We start from the raw sequence: 21,972 nt of genomic DNA on the forward strand, positions 1-21,972 counted from the left end.
GCACGACGCCAGCTCTATTTTACTTGAACCCGGGTTACGAAAGTAATCCGGGTTTTTTTATGCCCGAAATCTGACGAGAGACTAAAAGGTACCTGCTTACTTTTTCCGAAGCGATGCGTAGATAATGGATTTTGATATAAGAAAAGCCCGGTCAATGCCGGGCTTTTTTCGTTTGTAGACTCTGTTTCTAATAGATCTTTTTTTAAATGAATTGTTGGTTCTGTAGATCTGAGTTTCTTTAAAGGTGCTTTTTCATCGCTTGCCAGAAGGTTTCGTAGTCTTCGATGAAGGGCATGTGCCCCAGGCCTTTGAGTTCTTCCAGTTTTGATTTTGGAATCAGGCGGGCGGCTTGTCTTCCTAGTGCTGGATAGTTACCCATCTTCTTCTTATTCTCTTCAGGGGCCCAGGCTTTACCGATGGCTGTTCGGTCTCTTTGTCCGATAATCAGTACAGTCGGTGCTTTGATGTTTTTGAATTCATAAATCACAGGCTGGGTGAATGCCATGTCGGAAGTCAGAGCGGCATTCCAGGCAATCACTGAATAGTCAGGGCCCAGGATCCAGCCGGTTGGAATTTCCAGCCACTTATCATATTCCGATTTCCATTTTCCATCGTAGTAACTGTCCAATTGGTATTGTTTAATCTTTTCCGGAGAGCTTGCCAGTTCTCCGCGGAAACCATCTTCGACGGGACGGTAAGAAGTCATTGTTTTCCAGTCTTCAAGACCGATCGGATTCACCAGGAATAGCTGAGTCACTGAATCTGGGAACATCAAACTCATACGGCTGGCGACCATTCCGCCCATTGAGTGACCCAAAAGTTTGTATTTTTCTACATTCAAAGCCTTTAAAAGATTCTGGGTGTTTTGTCCCAGAGCGTGGAAGCTATATTGATAGTAAGCGGGTTTTGTCGACTTACCGAATCCGATTTGATCCGGCACAATCACCCGGAAGCCTTCGGCCGTCAGGGAGTTAATCAAAGTTTGAAAGTAGGCACCAGGAAAGTTCTTTCCGTGCAGCAGAACGATGGCGCCTTTGTTACTTTCCTTGGTGGGGGCGATATCCATGTACGCCATTTTCAGATCCTGGCCTTGGGATTTGAAATTATGGAAGTGCACCGGGAAAGGATATTGATAGGTCGACAGTACTGAATCGAAGCCTTTGGCTGTTTTGGTTTCGGCAGTTGGTTTTGTGCTGGTACTTGCGCAGGCCGTGGTTATCAGCAGGGCTGCGACTAGCAGGGTGTTTTTCATGTTGATCTCCTTTGCTGTTGGTCTCGAAGTTGCGACGACAAGCTGGGAGTTGCCTTTTTTATTCGAGGCCGAAGTTAAAAAAATCAGAGCAGTGGATCTAATACTGCCTGAGTTCTTTAGACGGTCAGGCAGTATTTCGGTTCATTTGTCGGAAAACTATTTTCTATTGTTTTGGTGGATTCGCCGGCTGAGCGCCGGGAGTTGACTGCTGAACCGCTGGTTGCTGCTGAGGAGTTGCACTGCTCTCTGGCGGGGCATTTGGCGCAGGTGGAGCTGTGGGTTTTGCCGAAGCATCCGCTTTTGCTGGCTCTTCGGTTTGTGGTGGAGTTACACGATTCAGATCATTCATTGTGTAAGTACGGCCGATTTCGAAGATTTTATTCTTGGATTTGATATCGAACAGACTTGCCTGAATGATGATGCCGGGATTTTCATCGTCTGGAAGATCCATGATCTCAAGTTCCAGATAATTGGCCCCCTCTTTGACCCTTTGAATATTCGGACGTTCTTTGCCCAGGATTGTTTTTGCCAAAACTGAATTCATGCGCAGTTCTACGGTGGCGATATTGGACCATTCTGCAGGCAGCTCGCCGTTGACGGCCAGATTTTGGAAATCGTCATTGATCATTTTGGATAGTTGCTGTGCCGGAGTCAGTTGAATGCAGGCTTCGGTTTGTTTGCCGTTGCTCTTTTTTGTGGTGCTAAGTCCCAGGTCATCTTTCAGGACAATATATCCAATCGTAAAAGCGGCCAGGATGATGAAGGTGCCCAATAATTTTGTGATCATGCAGATGCTCCCAATGATGTGCAGCTTTGGCCGGCAAGAGCCAGCCCTTCTATTATTGGAAAGATTGAACCCAGCCTCAAAGGCTTTCGGCCCGAGGACCAAAATCGCTCCTTCGGCCTAGGTGGTGGGAAGTTTATAAGCCTCTGAAATTGCAGACAAAAAAGTGTCTTTCGGGGGCTCCTGTCCAAGAGATCGACAGGGGCGAGGGTGCCAAGGGGTCAAAATGAAACAGTAAAAAGTCTGTAATTACAGATATTTGTAAAAAACACCCGGTTTTGGCACTGACCTTGGATGTATGGAGGTTGAGAGAGGTGTGTCTATGAAAACACTTACCAGAATGGCTGCCATTTCCTTCTTTGTAGGGCTTTACGTGGGATGTTCCCCGGTGAAGTTCTCTTTGGACGACAGCAAATGTAAAGACTCAGGCTGTGTGGTCGAGAACGGCAAATACGCATTCAATTACTCCCAGACTGCGGGCCGCGGTAAGGTCGACATCCTTATAGTAAATGACAACTCTGCCTCCATGTCATTTGAACAGGCAAGGCTGGCGCCGCGATTCCAAAACTTTATTGCTGATCTGGACAATCAACAAATCGACTATCGTATCGCGATGACAACCACCGATGTGGCAAGATCCGATGCTGGCAGCCTGGTTTCTTTCGGCGGCAATCCTTATATCACCCGCAATCACAGCAATCGCATGAGTTTGTTCAACAGTACAATTCAAAGACCTGAAACCCTGGCTTGTGAGAAGTTCATTGCCAACTGGATCCGCAACAACGGCGGGAACCTGGCTTCTATTGAGTCCTCGGCTTATTCCCAGGCTTATGCTCAGAACTGTCCATCCGGCGATGAGCGTGGTGTTTACGCTGCAAATCTGGTTGTTAAAAACAATCCGTCCAGCTTCATTCGCAGCGATGCTCACTTGGCAGTGATCTTCCTGGCGGACGAGGATGAAAGATCCGGTCTGTATGGTAACGGTGGTTATGTTCTGGATCAGATGGATCAGCCAAACTACCTGATCAACAACGTAAAAAGCAGCTTGGGCGCTGACAAGTTCAATTCCTTAAGTGTGCATGCGATCGTGGTGAAAGATAACAACTGTCTTGCCCAGCAAAACGGTCAGACTTTGGACAACTATTCTCCGACAACGGGTTTGGTGACAGGCAGTATCGGGAATGTGTATCTGTCCTTCACGAACAATGGTTGGGGTATGGCTGCAGACATCTGCTCCAACGACTATACCTCCCAGCTGGGTCAGATCCGTTCCAAGATCACGGACCGTATCAAGGACATCATGTTGAATTGTTCCAGCCCTCAGGATCTGATTGTGACTGTGTCGGGTTCTCCAGTGGGTTACAGCCTGGTTGGTAAGACTTTGAAGTTCAACCAGTACCTGTCCCCAGGCACAAGTGTGAGCCTGTCTTACAAGTGTGATTCTTTGAACTAACAATAAATTGCAGAGCGTTTTGGTAAAGGCAAAGCTTCACGGCTTTGCCTTTTTTATTTTCAGGATCATGGATCTTTCCTTCGAGGGGTGTCCTTTCGCTGGTTCGGGTGGCTTCAGTTACAAAAGCATTCTTCTCAAAGCGAGACGGGAAGTTTGGTTTTTTGACTAACTTTTTGCCACTACGAATGGGGGATGTTTCATCGCGGAATAAAACTTTTTTGATAATAAAAATAGCCGTCAGATGTCCTTTAGTCCTGCATTACACATCCGATAATTTACCCATGGGCATGTTAGACAGATACAAAAAAAAGGGCGGCTTCTTTCAACTTCTTCAGCTGTTGGAAACATCACCTGCAGCGAAGCGTGAACAGTTCCTGGGTTTGATCGGTGGCGAAAGCCCGGCTTGGGAAGAAGCACTTCGTAAACGCATCCTGACCATCACACGCGTGTACAGCTGGGACGGGCAGTACCTGGTGGAGATCTTCTCCCGCGTGCAGCCGTTGACGCTGGCAAATGCTCTGCATGGCAATCCACAAGAGCAGGTGGATCAGTTGCTGGCCTGCCTGCCGCCGATTTCCAAAAGAAAAATCACTGACATGATGGCCGAGTCTGCGCCGACGGCAGCAGAGAAGTCGACATGTATTTCCAAGATGCTTTCAGAGGTTCGTGGGTTTGTTTCTCAGGGTATTATCCGTCTGGAAAAGGTGGATCCTGAACTGCACATCCCAGAGAACATCGAAGAGATGCTGAGTGTGAATGCCTTCGCGACACCGACATTTGATTCTGAGCCGGTGGCGAAGAAGGATTCCAAACCCAATATCGTGGGGGATTCGGATCCGGCATCCCAGCAGGAAAATGAGTTCTTGAAGCGCAAGGTGAATCAGCTGGCTTCCGAAGTGAATGCTTTGAAGCATGAGAACTCGGTGCTTAAGGATAAGTTGTCGCAGATTAAAAAGATCGCCTAGGTCACTGCATAGATTCGAACTCGTCGAACCCCATCTTTTTAGGTGGGGTTTTTCTTTTTGGGAATAGACGAAAAGGTTGGATCAATCTCTTCCTCTAATTTGTTCAATCAATCAATCAATCAATCAATCAATCAATCAATCCTATTCTTCTTCTCATCATTTCATTTTGAAACAGTTTGCGTTTGAATTTTGAAAACCATGTTGGTGTTTTCATGGAAACTCGTGGTCGTCCTTGGTCTGGATTTCCCGTTATTTTGTCGAGGGTTTAGACAATCTGAGTTTTCTCTAAACTCGCTAAAAACCGCCCCCGATAAGCCTTTCGAAGTACGTGAGGTAGTAAAATGTCGCTGCAGATTTTCAGCATGTTTGTTGGGATTGGTATTGCATCATCTTTGACTTTGTCAGCTCAGGCCCAGTCTTTGGCCGATGCGCCAAAGGTCGATCTGGAAACACAATTTTATCAGGAATTGGCGAAAGAGGCCGGTGCGGATGTGCCGCAGACAAAAGGAATCTTTGAAGAGGTTCCCGATGGACTGAGCACCAAAGAAATCACTCCTGCCTGTGATCCGCGTCGTTTCGAAGACAGCATTATTGGCAAGAAGCTCAGCACGGCCCAGTACTACAATGTGGCACGCGCTTACTTCGCTAAATGTTCAGGCGAACTGACGCAGAAGTCCTGGACAGGCCTGCTGGGACTTTTGAAGTTCTCCAAATTCCAGTATCCATTCTTTTCCCACCCTCAGGTGAAAGAGTTCATGGTTAAACTTCCTGATGGCACTCGTGTCCCGGGGGTTTTGGCCTTGAAGCAGGATGCACGTCCTCGTCCCCTGGTGATTGTGAAGTGCGGGGTGTTCTGCTCGGCTTCGCAGTCGGCTTCGATGAAAAGCTATCTTATGCATTTGTTTGATCAGTCTCCGTTCAACGTTTTGCTTTTGGCGAATCAGACGGGCATGGACTACATCTATTATAACAAGCGCGTGACCCTGGGCGGTTGGTCTGAAGGTTACGAAGCTATTGAAGTCGGCAAATGGATGATGGAAAAGTGGGAACACAAGGACCGTATCTCCAGCTTGCATTTGATGGGTATCAGTCTTGGAGGCAATGCCGCTGTTATGGGGGCTGCTTTCAATGACAAGTATCTTTTGCCCAATGGTCGTAAGGTTTATAACTCTGTGACGGCAATTTGCCCGGTAATCAGTCTTCGTCCGACGTTGGATCATTTGTACGGCACGCAAGTGGTGGGCCGTGCGTTTGCGAAAATGACCAAAGAGCATTTTAAAGAAGCTCGTAACTATGTTGCCGACGTACCGGATCTGATCACTGACAATCACATTCCTTCCAACCGTAAGGACATGGCAGATTATATTGGTTCATTGGCTTCCACATCTTTACAGCGTCGTGGAATTGCCAGTACGACACCAGCATTCTTTAAAAGTAACAACTTCTGGAACTTGAAAGAGGAAGTCAAAACGCCTCTGATGGTGTGGGCTTCCAAAGATGACTCTGTTGTGAACAACCGCATCAATGCGGAAGTGATGGAGCATGATGATCTGTATGAAAAGTCCGCCAATGTCGGGGTGCTGAATCTGAAATACGGCAACCATTGTGGCTTCTCTTCTTCCTATGGGGCCCAGGCTTCCGCAGCGGTTTTGCGCACGTTTGTTCTGACTCACAGTCCGGAGTTTGTGGACACATACAACACCAAGCAAGAGATGCCTTGGACCTTTGGATTCAAGAAGCTGGGCTCGCAGTTTGAACATATCGGGCAGAGTTGGCATTTCTATTCTAACTCCAATCAGGCGAAAGTGGTCTTCCGTTTATTCAATTGGAATGGGGGGAGCGAGTGTGCTGACAAGGGCCCATGGTCCGGCAGTGGCACTTGCACGAGCACTCGTGAGTTCTGGGTGCCAATTTCATCTTTGAGCAAATTGGGTGCTCGCGTGCCTCGCACCGATGCCGAAGCGCAAGCCCTGACCCGCGAATTCAACACGAAAGTGGAATTCCGTATCAAAGGTCACCCACTGAATGGTACATATAGCAGTGATTTCTATATGACATGGCGGAGCCACTTTGAATAAGCGTAGCCACGTTGAATAAACGCAACCACTTCGAGTAATGAAAAAGAAAAAGATTCTGCTTACCGGGTTTGAACCATTTCTGGGCGAACCCATCAATCCCAGCCAAATCCTTCTTGAAAACATCAAGAGGGATTTGACGTTTGGTGATCAGGTGCACACGCTGCTGCTGCCGGTGTCTTTTGCAAAAGCCCCACGGCTTGTGGCGGCGGCAATGGCAATGCAAACTTATGACGTTGTTCTGATGCTGGGACAAGCCGGTGGGCGCAAGAATATCTGTCTTGAGCGCGTGGGGCTGAATTGGAACGAAACCGAAAAACCCGATGAAGATGGCAGCACGCCGGTGCGGGGAAATATTTCCCCGGAAGCACCCTCGGCACTGTTCACTACGGCCCCTATTGAGCAGTGGATGCAGCTTTTGCAAGAGCATCAGATCCCGGTGGAGATTTCGCTGAGTGCGGGCGGGTATGTCTGCAACAATGTTTACTTTAAAACTTTGCAGGTCCTGGGCTCTTCACCCGAGATTGTCGCCTGTTTTATTCATGTCCCTTATCTTCCGGAGCAGGTTGAGGGTAAAGCGGAACGTCCAGCCTGTATGGAGCTGGAGACCATGTTAAAGGCCGTTAAAACGATTATAGGATCGATTTTAGAAAGATCCTGATCGTTAGGATCCTAGATAATAATTTTTGAACCTGGTGGCAGACGCCGTCGTCTAAAGATTCAAAACAGGAGGAAACCATGAAGTTTAATCTGGTTTTGGCAGGAGCCCTCGTCGCGACAATGATGTCTACAAATGCCTGGGCTCGTTCAGAGGGCCGCGAACATCATAAGAATGATGAGATCGCCTTGGAAAGTCACTTCAGTCCCAAGAAAATGAAAGAGCTGAATCTGACCGAGGAACAAAAAGACAAACTCAAGGCCATTCGTGAGGCCGCCAAGGCAGAAAAGCAAAAGTGCCGCGAGGATATGAGAACGGCCCGCAAAGCCTTCAAAGAGGCCCTGCGTAGCAACGCCTCCAAAGAAGCGGTGACTGCCGCATATCAAAGCATGCTGGAAAAAAAGCAGCAGTTGTCCAAGACCCGCTTGGATACATTGCTGTCAGCCCGAGATGTTTTGACGGAAGAACAGCGATCCAAATTATTCAGCCATGGGTCCAAGGGATCTGAGGAGTAGGCGCTTTTGTGAGTTTTTCTGACGCCGCTGACTTTGCGAAGTTCTATGAGGCCCATGCACACAAAGTGAGGGGCCTTCTGTTTCGTTTGGTTGGTGAATCTGCCTTGAGTGATTTGACTCAAGAGTCCTTCATGAAAGCCTGGGAACACCGGGGAAAGTTCCGGGCAGAAAGTGAAGCGTCGACTTGGCTGTACCGGATTGCCTACAACAGCGCTGTTGATCATCTGCGCAAAGCGGGGCGCAAGGAAGAAGTCAGTCCCGAGCAGGTGGAAGAAAGTCTGGAAAAGAATCTTTCCAACCGCGAGCTGGTGGATCTGGCTCTGGGCACACTGGATGTGGATATGCGAGCGGTAGTGATTCTTTTTTATCTGGAGGATCAGTCCCTGAAGGATATTGCTCTGGCCCTGGAGATCCCGGAAGGTACTGTGAAATCCCGTTTGAGTTTGGCTCGTCAGAAGATGAGCGATTTGCTGGCTAAGAAAGGAGTGAGTCTATGAGTGATAATTCATTCAAAAACTTCCTTAAAGACAATGCGGCCCCGGTGCCGGAAGCCCCTTTGGGAGAGTCCTCCCGGATTTGGCGTCACATTGAAGATCGTAAACATCGTCGTCAACGCGCGTGGTGGGTTCTTGTGCCTGCGATTGCGGCGACTCTGGCTTTGGTTATCACAGTGAAAACCCAGAAGCCTGCAGTGGTGGCAGGGGCGGAAGAGGACTATTTATTCCAGGAATGGAGTGAGTTCTCTAAAGAAGTCGATTCTGACTTTGATCAGGATATGGCTATCATGTTCAATGGCGAATAAAAAACGCGAACCCATCGGGCTCGCGTTTAAGGATCTAATGGTTTTTAGTTTTTTCTAGCGGATAGTGGAAAGAGCGCGTTTCAAAGCCTCTTCATCTTTCACACCGACAAAGACCAGCTCTGCACGACGGTCTTGAGCTCGGATGCCTGTAGAATCAGTTGCTCCTTTACCCATTGCTTCAACATTCGTGAAGCCATTTCTTTCCAGGATGTTTTTCACAGAGTCCGCACGGGCTTGAGAGATTCTTTGATTGACCTCTTCAGTGCCTGTGGCGTCGGCGTAACCGTGAATTTCAACTCTTTCAACCAGGTCCGGATTTTCATTCAGAACTTTGGCGACTTGTTGAAGTTTGCGGTTGTCAGCTCCGGAGATCGCATATTGGGAAGAACGGAACTGAATCGCGCTGCCAGCACCGGCAATCATATTCATGTTCACGTCTTTCAAAGCGGATCCGGCTTCAACCGCGGCCACTGGACGAGCTGGTTCCACTCGCTCTTGATAGGTGATGTCCTCTTGGACTTCTTCCATCACAGTAGGCTCAGCTGCGGCTGTGGATCTGACGGATGGTTTGTAGGCGCCAGGGTTCCAACCGATTTGCAGGTCAACCATGTACATGCCGACTTGCTGTTCAGTGTTGTTCGTCAAGGCCTGGGCACGAACACCCAGACGGGCCAGCCAGCTTGGGCTCATGTTGAACTCTTTCAAAAGCTGTAAACCCACGAACTGGGCATCAGCTTGATCCGCGGTGTAGTTTACACCTTGGTTGAATAATTGATTTCCCACAACCCCGAACTGCCAGCGGTTGTCAGAGACCCAGCGGGCAGCAAATTCCAATGCCCCATCGGTGATGGCGGTTTCATTGGCCGTGCCTGAAGACTGGCTGAATTGCTGATTATTTACCCCATAACCCAGATCCATGACCCATGGGCTTTCCAGGTACCACGAACCCAGCAGTTTGATCGTTGAAGGTGTCCCTTCAGTTGCACCATTTGTTTCATACCCGGTGTAACCACCGCCCAATCCAAGGAAGGGAAGAACTCCGCGGGGTGCCATTTGAGTCTCCTCTTTGGAGAATTCCAATGCACTCGTTGTCGCTGAGTCTTGGTTGGCCTGTGCCGTCAGACCGACACTTAGCAAAGCTGTTAGAATGATTGTTTTCATAGTCTTCTCCTTTTTTGTAGAACGCCTTCAGTATTGACCTTATGGGAAATGGGTCAATTTTTAGGAGGTCTGAGAGGGTGTTCTTTGTTGAGATAAATAAAAACCATTCTACTAAAGGTCCTGCGTTTGCTTACGAACGTGTCATACATTGTTAAGTTCACGTATATGGGGTCTGAAGACAGGAGGTGAGGGAATCTTCGTTAATTCAGTTAAACAAGGGTTAAAGAGATACCGATATATAAGATATGAAGATCCACGGAACGTCATTTTTCTTCTTCTTCTTCTTCTTCTCTTTTCTGTTGTCTCAAGTTGCAACAGCAGCTCCCAATTCCCTGACTTATCAGGGGCGTATCTTGAAGGTGGATGGCACTCCACTGGAATACAACAACGTCAGCTTCAGTTTTGAAGTTACGAGCCCTGATGGCTTGTGTGTGATCTATCGTGAGCAGGTCAACGGTATCAACCTGGCAAACTCGGGTGGTGTCTTTGACGTGCCAATCGGCCAAGGGACTAAAGGTTACCCTACGGCGCCGACGTTCAAACTTTTGGATGCCTTCCAGAATTCGGGGACGTCATTCATTTGCGACGGTGGGGCGACTTATTCACCGGCGTTTGATGAAATCCGCCGTCTGCGTGTGCAGTTCCACGATGGCTCGGGCTGGAAGATGATTTCTCCGGATTCGGAAGTACGCTCCGTCCCTTACGCGGGATACTCCTATTCCGCGGCAAAACTGGGCAGTAACACAGCAGCTGACTTTGTCTTGAAGTCAGTATTGCCTACTTGCGGTGCGGGAACATTCTTAAGCTACAACGGTACAAATTTTTCCTGTGCGGCAGTGGCAGGGGCCAGTGGCGGCACAGTCACAGATGTGACTTCCGGGAATGCCTATTTGACCATAGTGAACGGGACCTCCACACCGTCGTTGACCCTGAATGTGGGAACCACAGCGAACACTGTTGCTGCGGGAAATGACTCGCGCTTGTCTGATGCGCGTGTTCCAACCGGCACGGCTGCTGGAGACTTAAGCGGTACCTATCCCAACCCGACGGTGGCTAAACTTCAGGGGGTTCCGGTGGCTTTGGCTGCTCCGACCAGTGGGAATTTTCTGAAGTACAATGGGGCTGAATGGACGTCTTCGGCAATCGCGACTGGCGATGTGACTGGTTTGGCAGCAACCCTAAGTGGGTACGTAACCCAGAGCTCTTTCAATACCGCGGTGGCGGATGCCGGCTGTACGACTGGACAAACCATGTACTGGTCTTCAGGGCTTGGTAAATTTTTGTGTCAGACGTTGAGCGACGGAAGCAAGCTGGGCACAACCTTGAATTCTGCCCAGGTTTTTGTTGGCAATGGTTCCAATATTGCGACGGGTGTGACGATCAGCGGAGATATTTCTTTGAGCAACACCGGTGCTGCCACCGTAGTGGGCCTTCGTGGAAAAGCTGTCAGCGCTACGGCGCCGACAGCGGCAGGTCAGGTACTTCGCTATGATGGAACTTCGTCCTATGTACCGGCATATTTGTCGTTGGCGGATATCCGTTCCTCTGTGACTGCGACCAACACCATGTTCCCCGCGGCAAGCTGTACCTCGTCACAGACTCTGACCTGGTCTTCGTTGTCCGACACAATGACGTGTTCAAATATCGTGGTGTCGGCTTCAAACTTTGGATCCCAGACTGCAAAAACCTTCCTTGCCGCACCAAATGGTGGCAATGGAACTCCGTCTTTCCGGACTATAGCTTCTTCAGATCTGCCGACAAGTGGTGTGGGTGCGGGCACCTACAAGTCTGTGACGGTGGACACTTATGGCCGTGTGACTGCGGCGACCAATCCGAGCACAGCGGCAGGATATGGTCTGACGGATGTTTTTGTTAAGGACGGAAACTCTTTTGCTCAGGATGCTGTCATTGGAACCAATGACTATTTTGGCCTGGGTCTGAAGACCAATAATCAGTATCGACTGGTGATAGATCGCGACGGGAATGTCGGGGTTAATACAACGTCCCCCTCGGCGGCGTTGCACGTCCATGGAAACGGCAGTGGGACCATTCTGGCGTCACGAATTGCCAATTCTAACAATGGTGCAGAGATCGCTTTCTATAAGTCCCGGGGAACTGATGCTTCGCGATTGGCTGTTCAGTCCGGCGACCGCCTGATGGGCCTTTATGGACTGGGTGCCTATGACGGCACAAATTTTTCAAACAATTCGGGAGCGATTCAGATCATGGCTGCGGAGGATTTCACGGCGACGGCTCATGGTACCAGCATTGATTTTGGAACAACACCCCTCGGAGGCACGGCACGCCAGACACGAATGACCCTGAGCCCTCAGGGAACCGTCGGAATTGGGACTATCAATCCAGCTGCAAATTTGCATATCCAGGGGACAGGGGATTGGGATGTCACTCAGTATTTATTGAATACGGATGATGCGTCTGCCAACTCTCGTTCACTTATCCTGGTTGGTACGGCAGCGACAGGGGCCCGTTATGGCTATATCTCTCATCAGGGGGCTGGCTATACGGGGATGGGATCTGGCGCAGCATCGAAACCTCGCACGACCGTGTTAGCAGGTACCGATACCGGAGGACTGAATCTGTACGCTACTCAACAGATCGGGATGTGGATCGGCAGCACAGAAGCTTTGAAGGTGAACACGAACGGCTATGTCGGTATTGGACCAGGAACTCCGCGGCAGCCACTGGAAATTAATAAAGGCCATATCTTTCATACCGGCGGTGATCTGGTTTACTTCTTTAACAGTTATCACACGGGATCTCAGAAGTACGCCGGCTATGGTGGTGGCAGTGCTCATGCTGCCGCAATTGGTTTTTCGCCTGTCACTGGCAGCATGTATTTTGCAACCTCCTCTGCTACGGGGGCGGCTGATGCGAATGTCACCGGCAGTGCAAACCATATGACGATTGATAAAAACGGAAATATCGGGATTGGTGTCTCGTCTCCGTCCTATAAGCTGCATGTTGTGGGCACCGCGGGACTGAGTACCGGAACCGCCTGGACAAATGCATCGGACCGCCGTTTGAAGGACATTCATGGCGACTATGAATACGGTCTGAATGAAATCCTGAAGCTGCACACAGTTCGCTATAACTATAAAAAAGGCAATGCCCTGAAGCTGCCTTCCGATGTGCCAATGACAGGATTTATTGCCCAGGAAGTTCAACAGGTGATTCCTGATGCGGTGAAGACTCGTGAAGACGGATATCTTGAATTGAACGTCGATCCGATCCACTGGGCCACGGTCAATGCCGTTCAGGAATTGCACGGCCTTTGTAAGTTGTCAGAAAAACAACTGCAGACCTTGGAGCTGCGTCTGCAGGATCATGATCGTCGCATTGCTTCTGTGGAGCAGGAAAACAAGGACCTGCGCCAGGAAAATGCAGACTTGAAAAAGCAATTGCAGCAGCATGCCGCAGATCTTGAAATCATCAAAAGCCGTTTGGGTATCAAATAGCGCTGTGGTATGCTTCACTGCATGCCACACATCAGAATGCGCGCCGTAAGAAAAGAACATGTTCAGGAACTCAGTGACAGTCTTGCCAAAGAACTGGCGCCGGCTATGAAAACCTCTGTTGATAACTTCACATTTGAGCTGGTGCAGACGCAGTTTTTCTCTGCCGGGCAGGAAACGGCTTCGTATCCATTTGTGGAAGTTCTTTGGTTTGCGCGTTCTCAGGAAGTGCAGGATGACTGTGCTTCTATCATCACTCGTCAGGTTAAGAAGATCGGGCGATACGATGATGTTGTCGTTGTCTTCCAGGTGCTTCTTCAAGAGTCCTACTATGAAAATGGGATCCATTTTTAAAGATCCCCTGTCAAAGTTTTAGACACCTTCAGGGCCTGCATTACAGGGCCCTCATTGAGCTTCGTCAGGTATTTTCTTCATAGGCCCTCATCTCAGACCCGGTTCTATTTGAATTGAGGGTGCCAAACCCCATTCACGCTTCTTGCTTTAAGGCTGGGTGCAATGAATGGAGATTATATGAAAGCTTCTTTAGTCGGAGTCGCAGCAGCGGTTCTAATGAGTGTTTTGGCTGGTTCCCCTGTTTCTGCCCAGGTTGCGGATGCTTCCGCCCAGGTTGTTAGCAAGAGCCAGTTGATCGTAGGCAAGCGTTACTATATTTCAGCTGACACGCTGAACGTGCGCTCCAGCAACTCCACCACAGCCAATAACGTTGTTGGTAAGCTGTCTAAAAATGACCTGGTCGAAGTGTATGACGTCTTGAATGAGGCGACACCGCTTGTGCAGATCAAGATCATCAAATCTTCCACGGTATCTCCTTATATCTCTTCTGATTTCTTTGTATCCAAAGATTATCTGAGCGAGCGTGAGCTGACATTGCCGACGTCACGTTATTTCGTGGTTCAGAACATCGCGACAGAGAAAACCCGTATCTATGAGCGTTGCACGGCGACTCCGAATTGCGCCCATAAAATGGTAATGGAAACAGACATGGTTGTGGGCCGTCCCGAAGAGGGTGATGGTCAGGATGACAATGCCTATAAAACATGGGTGGGTCATGCCCGTATTTCTGAATGGGTGAAGTTCTATCAGGATGGCAAAGCCTTCTATCCTCGCTGGTACACTCCGGGTCAGAGCATCAAGGATATTCCAGATCCGGTTACAGACAGCATGAGCCTGTACATGGGTGCAAGAAAGTGGCTTCGTAAAAACGAACAGGGCAAGACTTCCAATTATGGCGCGTTCGGTTGGTATGCAGCCAAGTTGACTCCGGCAGGTGAAAACGGTGGCGTGAACTATCAGTGGATCCACGGCACTATGGGCTGGGGTAAAGATGGTTCCAAGCCAATTGAAATCACTCGTATGAAGATGATCAACTTCTTCAGCAACCCGGGTTCCCATGGTTGCACCCGCTTGGAAAATCAGGCGGTGGCATACATGAGACACCTTTTGGGTCCAGGCACTGACATCTATCGTGTGTATGCTCGTGAAGCGTCCCGTGAGGCGGCTCCATTCTCCAGATACCGTGATTCTCAGCGCCCTCTTCCTTGGGAATGGATGCTGTTGACGAACGGTGCCGCTCAGTCCGGTGGTTTGACTGCAGATGCTGCTACGATCAGAGCTCAGGGCATCAGTGCGGTTGCGGGTGTGAATCTGATTGAACGTGGTATTTATCAGGTGAACCGTTATCCGACAGTGATGCCATTGAACTATAGCAAATCTGCGGCTTCCGGTTTGTCTGGTGATCGTTACGACATCGACAAAAAGTTGAAGAAGGGCCAAGGCACAAACTTCCGTGGTTACTTCCTGGTTGATGAGGGTCGTTTCGTCAGCTACTCCCACCCGAACTACAACGCAACAGGTGGTGCGGTTCGTGTAGGTGGTATGGCGGACTTCACGAACTCTGTTCCGGATTACCTGCAAGCGGGCGCGGGCAACTACTACCCACCAGCTGTTATCAAATAAATTTCACCAGGCATGGTTGAATGGAAAAGGCCGAAGGAAACTTCGGCCTTTTTTATTTGGCCCAATGCGCCTTTGAAATAATCTGTCTTGAAAATTGGACTGCCTCAGTAAGAATAATGGGATGCTAAGAAAAACATCTCTTTCTATTGTGTGTCTTTCCGCAGTTCTTTCCTCTGGTGCTTATTCCGCGACTTTGCAAGAGGCTTATCAGTCCGCTTTGCAGAAGAACGAAACAGTCGGAATCCAGAATGAACAAGTTCAACAAATTCGTGAACGAGTGAAGCAGGTGCGGGGGGGCATGTTCCCGCAGATTTCTGCAAACGCCACTTACTTCATGCAGCCGGCACCGTCAGACCCGGTGGCTCGTCAGTTCTTCCCTGAGCGGCAGACCACGGTGGCTTTGACGGCGAATCAGGTTTTATTCCGGGGTTTGCGAGAATTCGCAGCGGTTCGTCAGCAAAAAGACCTGGTGCAGTCCCAGGAAGAAATCCGCAATCAGGCGCTGATTCAGCTTTATCAGGATGTCACAAGTTCGTATCTGAACATCCTGACTCTGGAACAGGATCTGGATAATATCGCGGTTCAGCTGAAAATTTATGACGAGCGGGTGAAAGAACTTTCGTCACGCGTGCGTCGTGGGGAATCCAGTTCTTCAGATGCGCTGACCGCGCAAAGCAGTCAGGCCGCTTTGAATGCCGAACATGAAATCATCACCGGTAATTTGAAAATGGCCCGCGAGGCTTTCGCTTTCTTGACCGGCCTGCCAACGGCCGAGCCTTTGACTGACCCGGAGCTGGCCAAGTCGGTGAAGGTCGCATCTTTGCAGACTTATCTGGACAAAATTGAAAACCGCTATGACGTCAAAGCGGCGCGCAGTCAGCACCAGGCCATGGAAGAGGAAGTCAGCATCGCCAAAGGGGCGCACTGGCCTTCATTGGACCTGACCGGAAATTACTATCTTAAAAGACCCGACGGATACAGTGAAGGTCTGAACTGGGACGTGCAGTTGAAGCTGACGGTGCCGTTGTTTGAAGGGGGCACCACCCAGTCTCGCGTGCGCGAAGCGGCGTCCAAACGCATTGAAGCGGATTTGTTGCTGTCTCGTTTGCGCAGACAGGCGGATCAGGAGATTCGCGCCTATTACGAAAACTTCCAAACCCGCCTGAAGCAGGTCGAGGCTTTGGAAAAGGCCGGGGATTTGTCGGAACGAAACTATAAGGTTTTGCAGAGAGACTATCGCCGGGGACTGGCACGCAATATTGACGTGCAGGTGGCGCTCACAGACTTCAGAATTGCAGCCCGTGCCCTGGATCAGGCGCGCTTTGCGGCTCAGATGGAGCTGGTGAAACTGAAAGTGGCTTCTGCAGAAATCGAAGCTCCGAAAGTGAAGGAAGACTAAGATGACATTGTCTGATTTATCAATTCGCAGACCCGTCTTTGCCTGGATGTTGATGTTTGGTCTGATCGTCTTCGGTGCGATCAGTTTTATGCGCATGGGGGTCAGTGAACTTCCCGATGTGGATTTCCCGGTCATTTCCATTTCAGTCCGTTACGAGGGCGCAGCGCCTGAAGTTATGGAAGCCGACGTTATTGACCCGATCGAAGACGCCCTGATCAGTATTCAGGGTGTGAAGAATATCTCGTCGGTGGCTCGGAACAGTACTTCCGACATCACAGTCGAATTTGATCTTGAACGTAACATCGATGTGGCCTTCCAGGACGTGCAGGCCAAGATGTCCCAGATTCAGGATGCTTTGCCGCAGAATATGGATTCACCGACGGTGATGAAGATCAATCCTGAGGACTTCCCGATCATGTGGCTGTCCCTTTCCAGCAATAAGATGCCGCTGGAAGAAATGATGGTCTTTGTGAAGGACTATGTCCGGGACCGTTTAACGACGGTACCAGGCGTGGGGAACTTGTGGATGCCCGGTTATCTGGAACCCAACATGCGTGTCTGGGTTCGCAATGAAGACCTGAACCGTTATGCGCTGTCCGTGATTGATGTGACCAACACTTTGCGCACCGAACATGCCGAACCTCCGGCCGGTCGTGCGGAATATGACAAGACGGAATACAGTCTGCGCACCCTGGGTGAAGCTAAAACCATTGATCAGTTCAACAAGATCCTGGTGAACAGCCGCGGCGGGGGGCCGAACTACATGCCTATCCCGCTTGAAAAAGTGGTGGAGTTCAAAGAAGGCATGGTCGATGTTGTGCAATTTGCCCGTGCCAATGGAAAAGCCGCGGTGGGCTTGGGCGTCGTCAAGCAACGTGGATCCAATGCCGTGACCGTGGCCCACGCCGTGAAAGATCGTATTGCCGAAATTCAAAAGACCCTGCCTGAAGGCATGCAGATCGTTGTAAACTATGACGGCACCAAGTTCGTGGAAGAATCCGTACACGAACTGGTATTGACGCTGATTCTGGCAGCCATTCTGACCTCGTTGGTGTGCTGGCTGTTCCTTGGATCGTGGTCATCGACTTTCAACGTATTGCTGGCCATCCCAACTTCGGTGCTGGGAAGCTTTATTATTCTTTATTTTGCAGGTTTCACGCTGAATATCTTTACCTTGATGGGGTTAAGTCTGGCGATTGGTATCGTCGTCGATGATGCCATCATGGTTCTGGAAAATATCATCCGGCACCTGGAAATGGGCAAAAGCAAACGCGAAGCCGCCCTGGTCGGTGCGCGCGAGATCACCTTTGCAGCGATGGCGGCATCCGTGTCCCTGGTGGCCATTTTCCTGCCGATTGCGTTCATGGAAGGTCTGATCGGACGCTTCTTGTTCCAGTTCGGTGTGACGATGAGTGCGGCGGTCATGATTTCCCTTTTGGAAGCCCTGACCCTGACGCCAATGCGCGCTTCCCAGTTTGTGGACTCCGGAGAGCGCACGACTCGTATCGGCCGCGGATTTGAAAGTATGTTTGAACGTCTTAAGAATGCCTACACCCGGACTCTTGAGATTTCTTTGAATCACCGCTGGAAGGTGATCTTAGCTTCCTTGGTCTTCTTTATCCTGAGTTTTGGCTCGGTGACCTTCTTAAAAGGCGAATTCCAGCCGGCACAGGATCAGAGCTCTCTGATGATTCAAATCAGCAATCCGCCCAAGTCCGCAATTTCTTTCACCGACGAGAAGGTGAAGATCATCGAGGACTTCCTGCTTAAAAGGTCTGAGGTCAGTTCGACGTTTGTGGCGGCGGGTGGTTTCACGGGTGGTGAGGCGAACAATGCCATTATCTTTGTGGACATGAAACCCAAAGGTCAGCGCGGCAAGTCTGCGGAAAAGAACAAGGAGCTGAGTCAGCAGGAATTCATCGAAGTTGTGCGTGACTATCTGAATAAAACCATCCCGGACTCAAAGCCTCAGGTACAGGATCCTTCGACTCAAGGTTTTGGTGGCGGGGGCGGCAAAGGCTTCCCGGTGGAGTTCAGTATTCAAGGACCTGATTGGAACGAGCTGGGTAAATTCTCTGAACAGATTGTGGAAGAACTTAAAACCAGCAAGATTATGACCGACGTCAGCTCGGACTATCAGGCGGGGGCTCCGGAAGTGCAGATCATCCCCAATCGTCAAAAGGCGGCGGATCGTGGTGTCAGTGTGATTGCCATCGGTGAAGTTTTGAACGCGATGATGGGGGGTGTGGTTGTCGGAAGCTATGAAAAGGGCGGCCACCGTTATGACATCCGCGTGAAAATGCTTGAAAACGGACGCAATCCGCAAGAGCGTATCAAGGATCTGAAAGTGCGCAACAACCGTGGTGAGCTGGTGCCGATTGCGTCTGTGGTGGACATCAAAGAAGCATCGGTTGCTTCCAGTATCTCACGCAAGAATCGTCAGCGTTCGATCATCATCTATGGAAATATCGGCCCAGGACTAAGTCAGCAACAGTCGGTGGACAAGGCCCAGGAAGTCGCTCGTAAAACTTTGCCGGCAGAATACAAAGTTTTGCTGAGCGGATCTGCAGAAGAATTCCAGCAAAGTTTCATGAGCCTGATCTTTGCCCTGGTTCTGGGATTTATCGTGGCGTACATGATCCTGGCTTCCCAGTTTAACAGCTTCATTGATCCCGTGACGGTGTTCATGGCTTTGCCGTTCAGTTTCTCGGGGGCCTTCCTGGCGCTTTTGATTGGCGGGCAGTCTTTGAACATTTTCAGTATGATCGGTTTGATTTTGTTGATGGGTATCGTGAAAAAGAACTCGATCTTGCTGGTGGATTTCACCAATCAACGTCGGGATTCGGAAAAGATTCACGTGCACCAGGCGCTATTGGAAGCGTGTCCGACACGTCTTCGTCCGATTCTGATGACATCTTTTGCGACCATTGCCGGGGCTGTGCCAGCAGCCATGAGTCTGGGCCCGGGGGCGGAAGCCCGTCAGCCGATGGCCATCGCGGTTATTGGTGGGGTGTTTGTTTCGACCTTCCTGACTTTGTACGTGGTTCCTTGCGTATACAGTCTGTTTGCAAGGTTTGATCGGCGGGAAGTCGCCGTTGAACACGCAGAATAGCTGGCAAAAGCCCCGCTCCAGCGGGGCTTTTTTTATGTGAACTGTCAGATTGAGAGCCTTCCGTGCTTGGGGGACAATGAGGTTTAAAAGTACGGAGGGTTTTATGATGAGTCAGATGGAGCTTTTGCGAAAGAAAAGTCACCCGGTGGATCAGGCGCTCACCCCGGAGGAAATTCAGCAATATCTCACTGTGCTGGATGGCTGGAGCCTGCAGGGTCTTCATATTGCCAAGTCCTTTGAATTTAAAAACTACTATCAGACCATCGCTTTCGTAAATGCCATTGCCTTCATTGTTCACACAGAAGATCACCATCCAGAATTGGAAGTGGGTTACAATCGCTGTGTGGTGAAGTTTTACACTCACTCGGTGAATGAGGGATTGGGTGGAATCTCTGAAAATGATTTTATCTGTGCGGCTAAAATTGATGCCTTGGCCGGGAATCAGTTCGCCCCCATGTCCCACTGAATTCTAACTTTCATTCAGAAGCAACATCAGCCCTTCAGCATCCTGAGGGGCTTTGATTTTCAAATCGTTATCAAAGAAAACGAATATGTCCTTGGCGGGACCGGTCACGGGGGGCAGTAAAGTCAGGCTGTCCTTTGGATTGTTGCCCTGTGCCCAGGCTTTAAGTCTTTGCGACCACCAGCGCAGCTGTTCGGGTTCGTAGCCTTTGCTGTAGAAAGTGTCATCGCCGTGCAGGCGAAGATAAAGAAAGTCGCTGGTGATGTCTTCCATATAGGGCCACTTGCCGGCGGTTTCGGCAAAGACCAAAGCCACATTGTTGCGGCGAAGCAGTTCTATGAAATCTGGATTTTCAAAGCTGTGGTGGCGAACTTCGACGGCGTGGCGAAGGGGCTTTTTGATCTGGGCTATATCCGCAGAATATTCACCGTGAAAGCGTTCTGATTTGCCAGCCAGTTTGACAGCGTCAGCAACGGTGCGGGGAAGCAGGCGGAAGAAAGTTTCAAGACGTTCTTCCTTTTCCGGATTAAAAACAAAGTTGGGCGGCAGCTGCCATAAGAAGACACCCAGCTTTTCGCGCAAGTGTAAAACTCCCGACGCAAAGAAATTCGCCAGCGGAATTTCGACATTCTTCAAACGAGCGATATGAGTGATGTACTGCGGTCCCTTCACGGAAAAAACGAAATCATCCGGAGTTTCAGAAAACCAGTGCAGATAGGTTGAAGGCTTTTGATAAGAATAGAACGAGCCATTGATTTCAATCGAAGACAGATGTCGGCTGGCAAAGAAAAGTTCTTTCTTCTGGGGAAGATCCTGGGGATAAAAGGTGTTTCTCCACGGTGGATAGACCCAACCGGAGGTGCCGACTCTGTATTCCATGCATTCATCTTAGTTTGCACAAAGTTGTTTTTCATTCGGAAGTTCTTCGCTTCTTCAATATACAAAAACCGCTAACCAAATTTAGTTGGATATTTTGATGGACGCTTCTTAATTGTATCGACGTTGACGGTTGCCACTGGACTTCATCAGACTGACTTCACAAAAAAAGGAGTTCTGTATGAAAACGATTCTGATGTTTTTGATCACGGCATCCTCATTGACGGCGGGTGCGAAGTTTCTGGAAAGCCACTATGGGAAATTAAGAACCAGTGGGCATGTGCACAGCTGTTCTTTCCACAACAGCACGGGTGGAACACTTGATATGAAGTATGTCGTCTTTACGTTTGCTCCTCAGTCGGGCGACAGTGCTGACTATGATGTACAAGAACGTATTGATCAGGTGGTCGAGGCGGGAGATACCGCCAGTGCCTCTGTTCGTGAAGTGCGCGGCCGTCCACTGTGGTGCCGCTTCCTTGCAAGGTAAAGTCCAGGGGCGGATCCCGTATAAAGGTCCGCCCATTTTGTTAAAGTTCTATGTGAATTGAGGATCTTTGAATCTTTCTCTGGCTTCTTGGCAAATTACCGATGCAATGGTTCCCACGATTAGGGATCCATAGTTATCTGTTGCGGGATTAACCAAAGGAGGTTCTTTATGAGTTTCGGACATTTGTTTATTGGTTTTATTGTCACTGTGGCCGCGTGCACGACGTTCGCAAAGGGCGATGATCACTATTCGACCACAACAAAAGAGACAACGACAACCAAGGCCACAGATCAGGGTATGAACGAGTCGGATACGACTTTGACCCGTTCTATTCGTGAAAAGATCAACAGCGATGGCTCCATGTCGATGATGGGAAAAAACATCACCATCGTCAGTCAGAATGGTATGGTGACCCTAAAAGGAGCAGTGGCCTCTCAGGATGAAAAGAAAAAAATCAGCAGAATCGCGAATGAAATTTCCGGTAACAAAGTCTCTGACCAGATGACGGTTAAGAAATAGG

Annotated in this window: 19 protein-coding genes; 15 read left to right on the forward strand and 4 right to left on the reverse strand. The window is 49.6% G+C overall.

The genetic code is table 11. The annotated features are described in order from the left end of the window. Positions 1-238: 238 nt before the first annotated feature. Together AC04MQ_RS18670 and AC04MQ_RS18675 are read right to left on the reverse strand one after the other, a co-directional pair. Positions 239-1,252, reverse strand: coding sequence for an alpha/beta fold hydrolase (locus AC04MQ_RS18670; protein WP_015090012.1), 1,014 nt, complete (start codon positions 1,250-1,252; stop codon positions 239-241). A gap of 163 nt (positions 1,253-1,415) precedes the next feature. After that, complete coding sequence (locus AC04MQ_RS18675; RefSeq protein ID WP_015090013.1) at positions 1,416-2,039, reverse strand: hypothetical protein; 624 nt, start codon at positions 2,037-2,039, stop codon at positions 1,416-1,418. A 319-nt stretch (positions 2,040-2,358) separates the two neighbouring features. Between AC04MQ_RS18675 and AC04MQ_RS18680 the strand changes: the two genes are divergently transcribed. The 7 genes from AC04MQ_RS18680 to AC04MQ_RS18710 all read left to right on the forward strand — a co-directional run bounded on the left by AC04MQ_RS18680 (position 2,359) and on the right by AC04MQ_RS18710 (position 8,504). Further along, positions 2,359-3,489 carry an MIDAS family adhesin gene (locus AC04MQ_RS18680; protein ID WP_235046260.1) on the forward strand — a complete coding sequence of 377 codons (1,131 nt, stop codon included), beginning with the start codon at positions 2,359-2,361 and terminating at the stop codon, positions 3,487-3,489. A 281-nt stretch (positions 3,490-3,770) separates the two neighbouring features. After that, entirely contained in the window at positions 3,771-4,454 is a 684-nt protein-coding gene (locus tag AC04MQ_RS18685) for a FliG C-terminal domain-containing protein (RefSeq protein ID WP_015090015.1), read from the forward strand. A gap of 341 nt (positions 4,455-4,795) precedes the next feature. Next, positions 4,796-6,532: an alpha/beta fold hydrolase family protein gene (locus tag AC04MQ_RS18690; RefSeq protein ID WP_015090016.1), complete on the forward strand. Its 1,737-nt coding sequence runs from the start codon at positions 4,796-4,798 to the stop codon at positions 6,530-6,532. A gap of 37 nt (positions 6,533-6,569) precedes the next feature. Next, positions 6,570-7,190, forward strand: a complete 621-nt coding sequence (locus AC04MQ_RS18695; protein WP_475392815.1) for a pyroglutamyl-peptidase I — start codon at positions 6,570-6,572, stop codon at positions 7,188-7,190. A gap of 77 nt (positions 7,191-7,267) precedes the next feature. Beyond that, positions 7,268-7,702, forward strand: coding sequence for a Spy/CpxP family protein refolding chaperone (locus AC04MQ_RS18700; protein ID WP_015090018.1), 435 nt, complete (start codon positions 7,268-7,270; stop codon positions 7,700-7,702). A gap of 8 nt (positions 7,703-7,710) precedes the next feature. After that, positions 7,711-8,199: an RNA polymerase sigma factor gene (locus AC04MQ_RS18705; RefSeq protein WP_015090019.1), complete on the forward strand. Its 489-nt coding sequence runs from the start codon at positions 7,711-7,713 to the stop codon at positions 8,197-8,199. Continuing rightward, positions 8,196-8,504: a hypothetical protein gene (locus AC04MQ_RS18710; RefSeq protein ID WP_475392816.1), complete on the forward strand. Its 309-nt coding sequence runs from the start codon at positions 8,196-8,198 to the stop codon at positions 8,502-8,504. Before AC04MQ_RS18705 ends, AC04MQ_RS18710 begins: the two co-directional genes overlap by 4 nt. Positions 8,505-8,558: 54 nt before the next feature. On the opposite strand, the gene AC04MQ_RS18715 is transcribed toward AC04MQ_RS18710, so the two are convergent. Further along, positions 8,559-9,665, reverse strand: a complete 1,107-nt coding sequence (locus tag AC04MQ_RS18715) for an OmpA family protein (protein WP_015090021.1) — start codon at positions 9,663-9,665, stop codon at positions 8,559-8,561. Between the two features lie 245 nt (positions 9,666-9,910). Between AC04MQ_RS18715 and AC04MQ_RS18720 the strand changes: the two genes are divergently transcribed. The 6 genes from AC04MQ_RS18720 to AC04MQ_RS18745 all read left to right on the forward strand — a co-directional run bounded on the left by AC04MQ_RS18720 (position 9,911) and on the right by AC04MQ_RS18745 (position 20,092). Next, on the forward strand, positions 9,911-13,141 hold the full coding sequence (locus AC04MQ_RS18720) for a tail fiber domain-containing protein (RefSeq protein ID WP_475392817.1): 3,231 nt from the start codon (positions 9,911-9,913) through the stop codon (positions 13,139-13,141). A 21-nt stretch (positions 13,142-13,162) separates the two neighbouring features. After that, positions 13,163-13,492, forward strand: a complete 330-nt coding sequence (locus AC04MQ_RS18725) for a DUF1904 domain-containing protein (RefSeq protein WP_041578245.1) — start codon at positions 13,163-13,165, stop codon at positions 13,490-13,492. A gap of 177 nt (positions 13,493-13,669) precedes the next feature. Further along, positions 13,670-15,115, forward strand: a complete 1,446-nt coding sequence (locus AC04MQ_RS18730; protein WP_235046261.1) for a L,D-transpeptidase — start codon at positions 13,670-13,672, stop codon at positions 15,113-15,115. Between the two features lie 121 nt (positions 15,116-15,236). Continuing rightward, positions 15,237-16,514 carry a TolC family protein gene (locus AC04MQ_RS18735; protein ID WP_475392818.1) on the forward strand — a complete coding sequence of 426 codons (1,278 nt, stop codon included), beginning with the start codon at positions 15,237-15,239 and terminating at the stop codon, positions 16,512-16,514. A 1-nt stretch (position 16,515) separates the two neighbouring features. Next, positions 16,516-19,626: an efflux RND transporter permease subunit gene (locus tag AC04MQ_RS18740; protein ID WP_475392819.1), complete on the forward strand. Its 3,111-nt coding sequence runs from the start codon at positions 16,516-16,518 to the stop codon at positions 19,624-19,626. A gap of 103 nt (positions 19,627-19,729) precedes the next feature. Further along, positions 19,730-20,092, forward strand: a complete 363-nt coding sequence (locus AC04MQ_RS18745; protein WP_015090027.1) for a 4a-hydroxytetrahydrobiopterin dehydratase — start codon at positions 19,730-19,732, stop codon at positions 20,090-20,092. Positions 20,093-20,095: 3 nt separating this feature from the next. Here the strand turns inward: AC04MQ_RS18745 and AC04MQ_RS18750 are convergent, their stop codons facing one another. Continuing rightward, the gene (locus tag AC04MQ_RS18750) at positions 20,096-20,968 is read right to left on the reverse strand and encodes a DUF72 domain-containing protein (RefSeq protein WP_475392820.1); all 873 of its coding nucleotides are present in this window, start codon (positions 20,966-20,968) and stop codon (positions 20,096-20,098) included. Between the two features lie 178 nt (positions 20,969-21,146). On the opposite strand from AC04MQ_RS18750, the gene AC04MQ_RS18755 reads away from it, so the two are divergent. Further along, positions 21,147-21,452 carry a hypothetical protein gene (locus AC04MQ_RS18755; RefSeq protein ID WP_015090029.1) on the forward strand — a complete coding sequence of 102 codons (306 nt, stop codon included), beginning with the start codon at positions 21,147-21,149 and terminating at the stop codon, positions 21,450-21,452. A gap of 168 nt (positions 21,453-21,620) precedes the next feature. Beyond that, entirely contained in the window at positions 21,621-21,971 is a 351-nt protein-coding gene (locus tag AC04MQ_RS18760) for a BON domain-containing protein (RefSeq protein ID WP_015090030.1), read from the forward strand. Position 21,972: the final 1 nt, after the last annotated feature.

The sequence above is a fragment of the Bdellovibrio sp. MYbb2 genome, assembly GCF_056175685.1.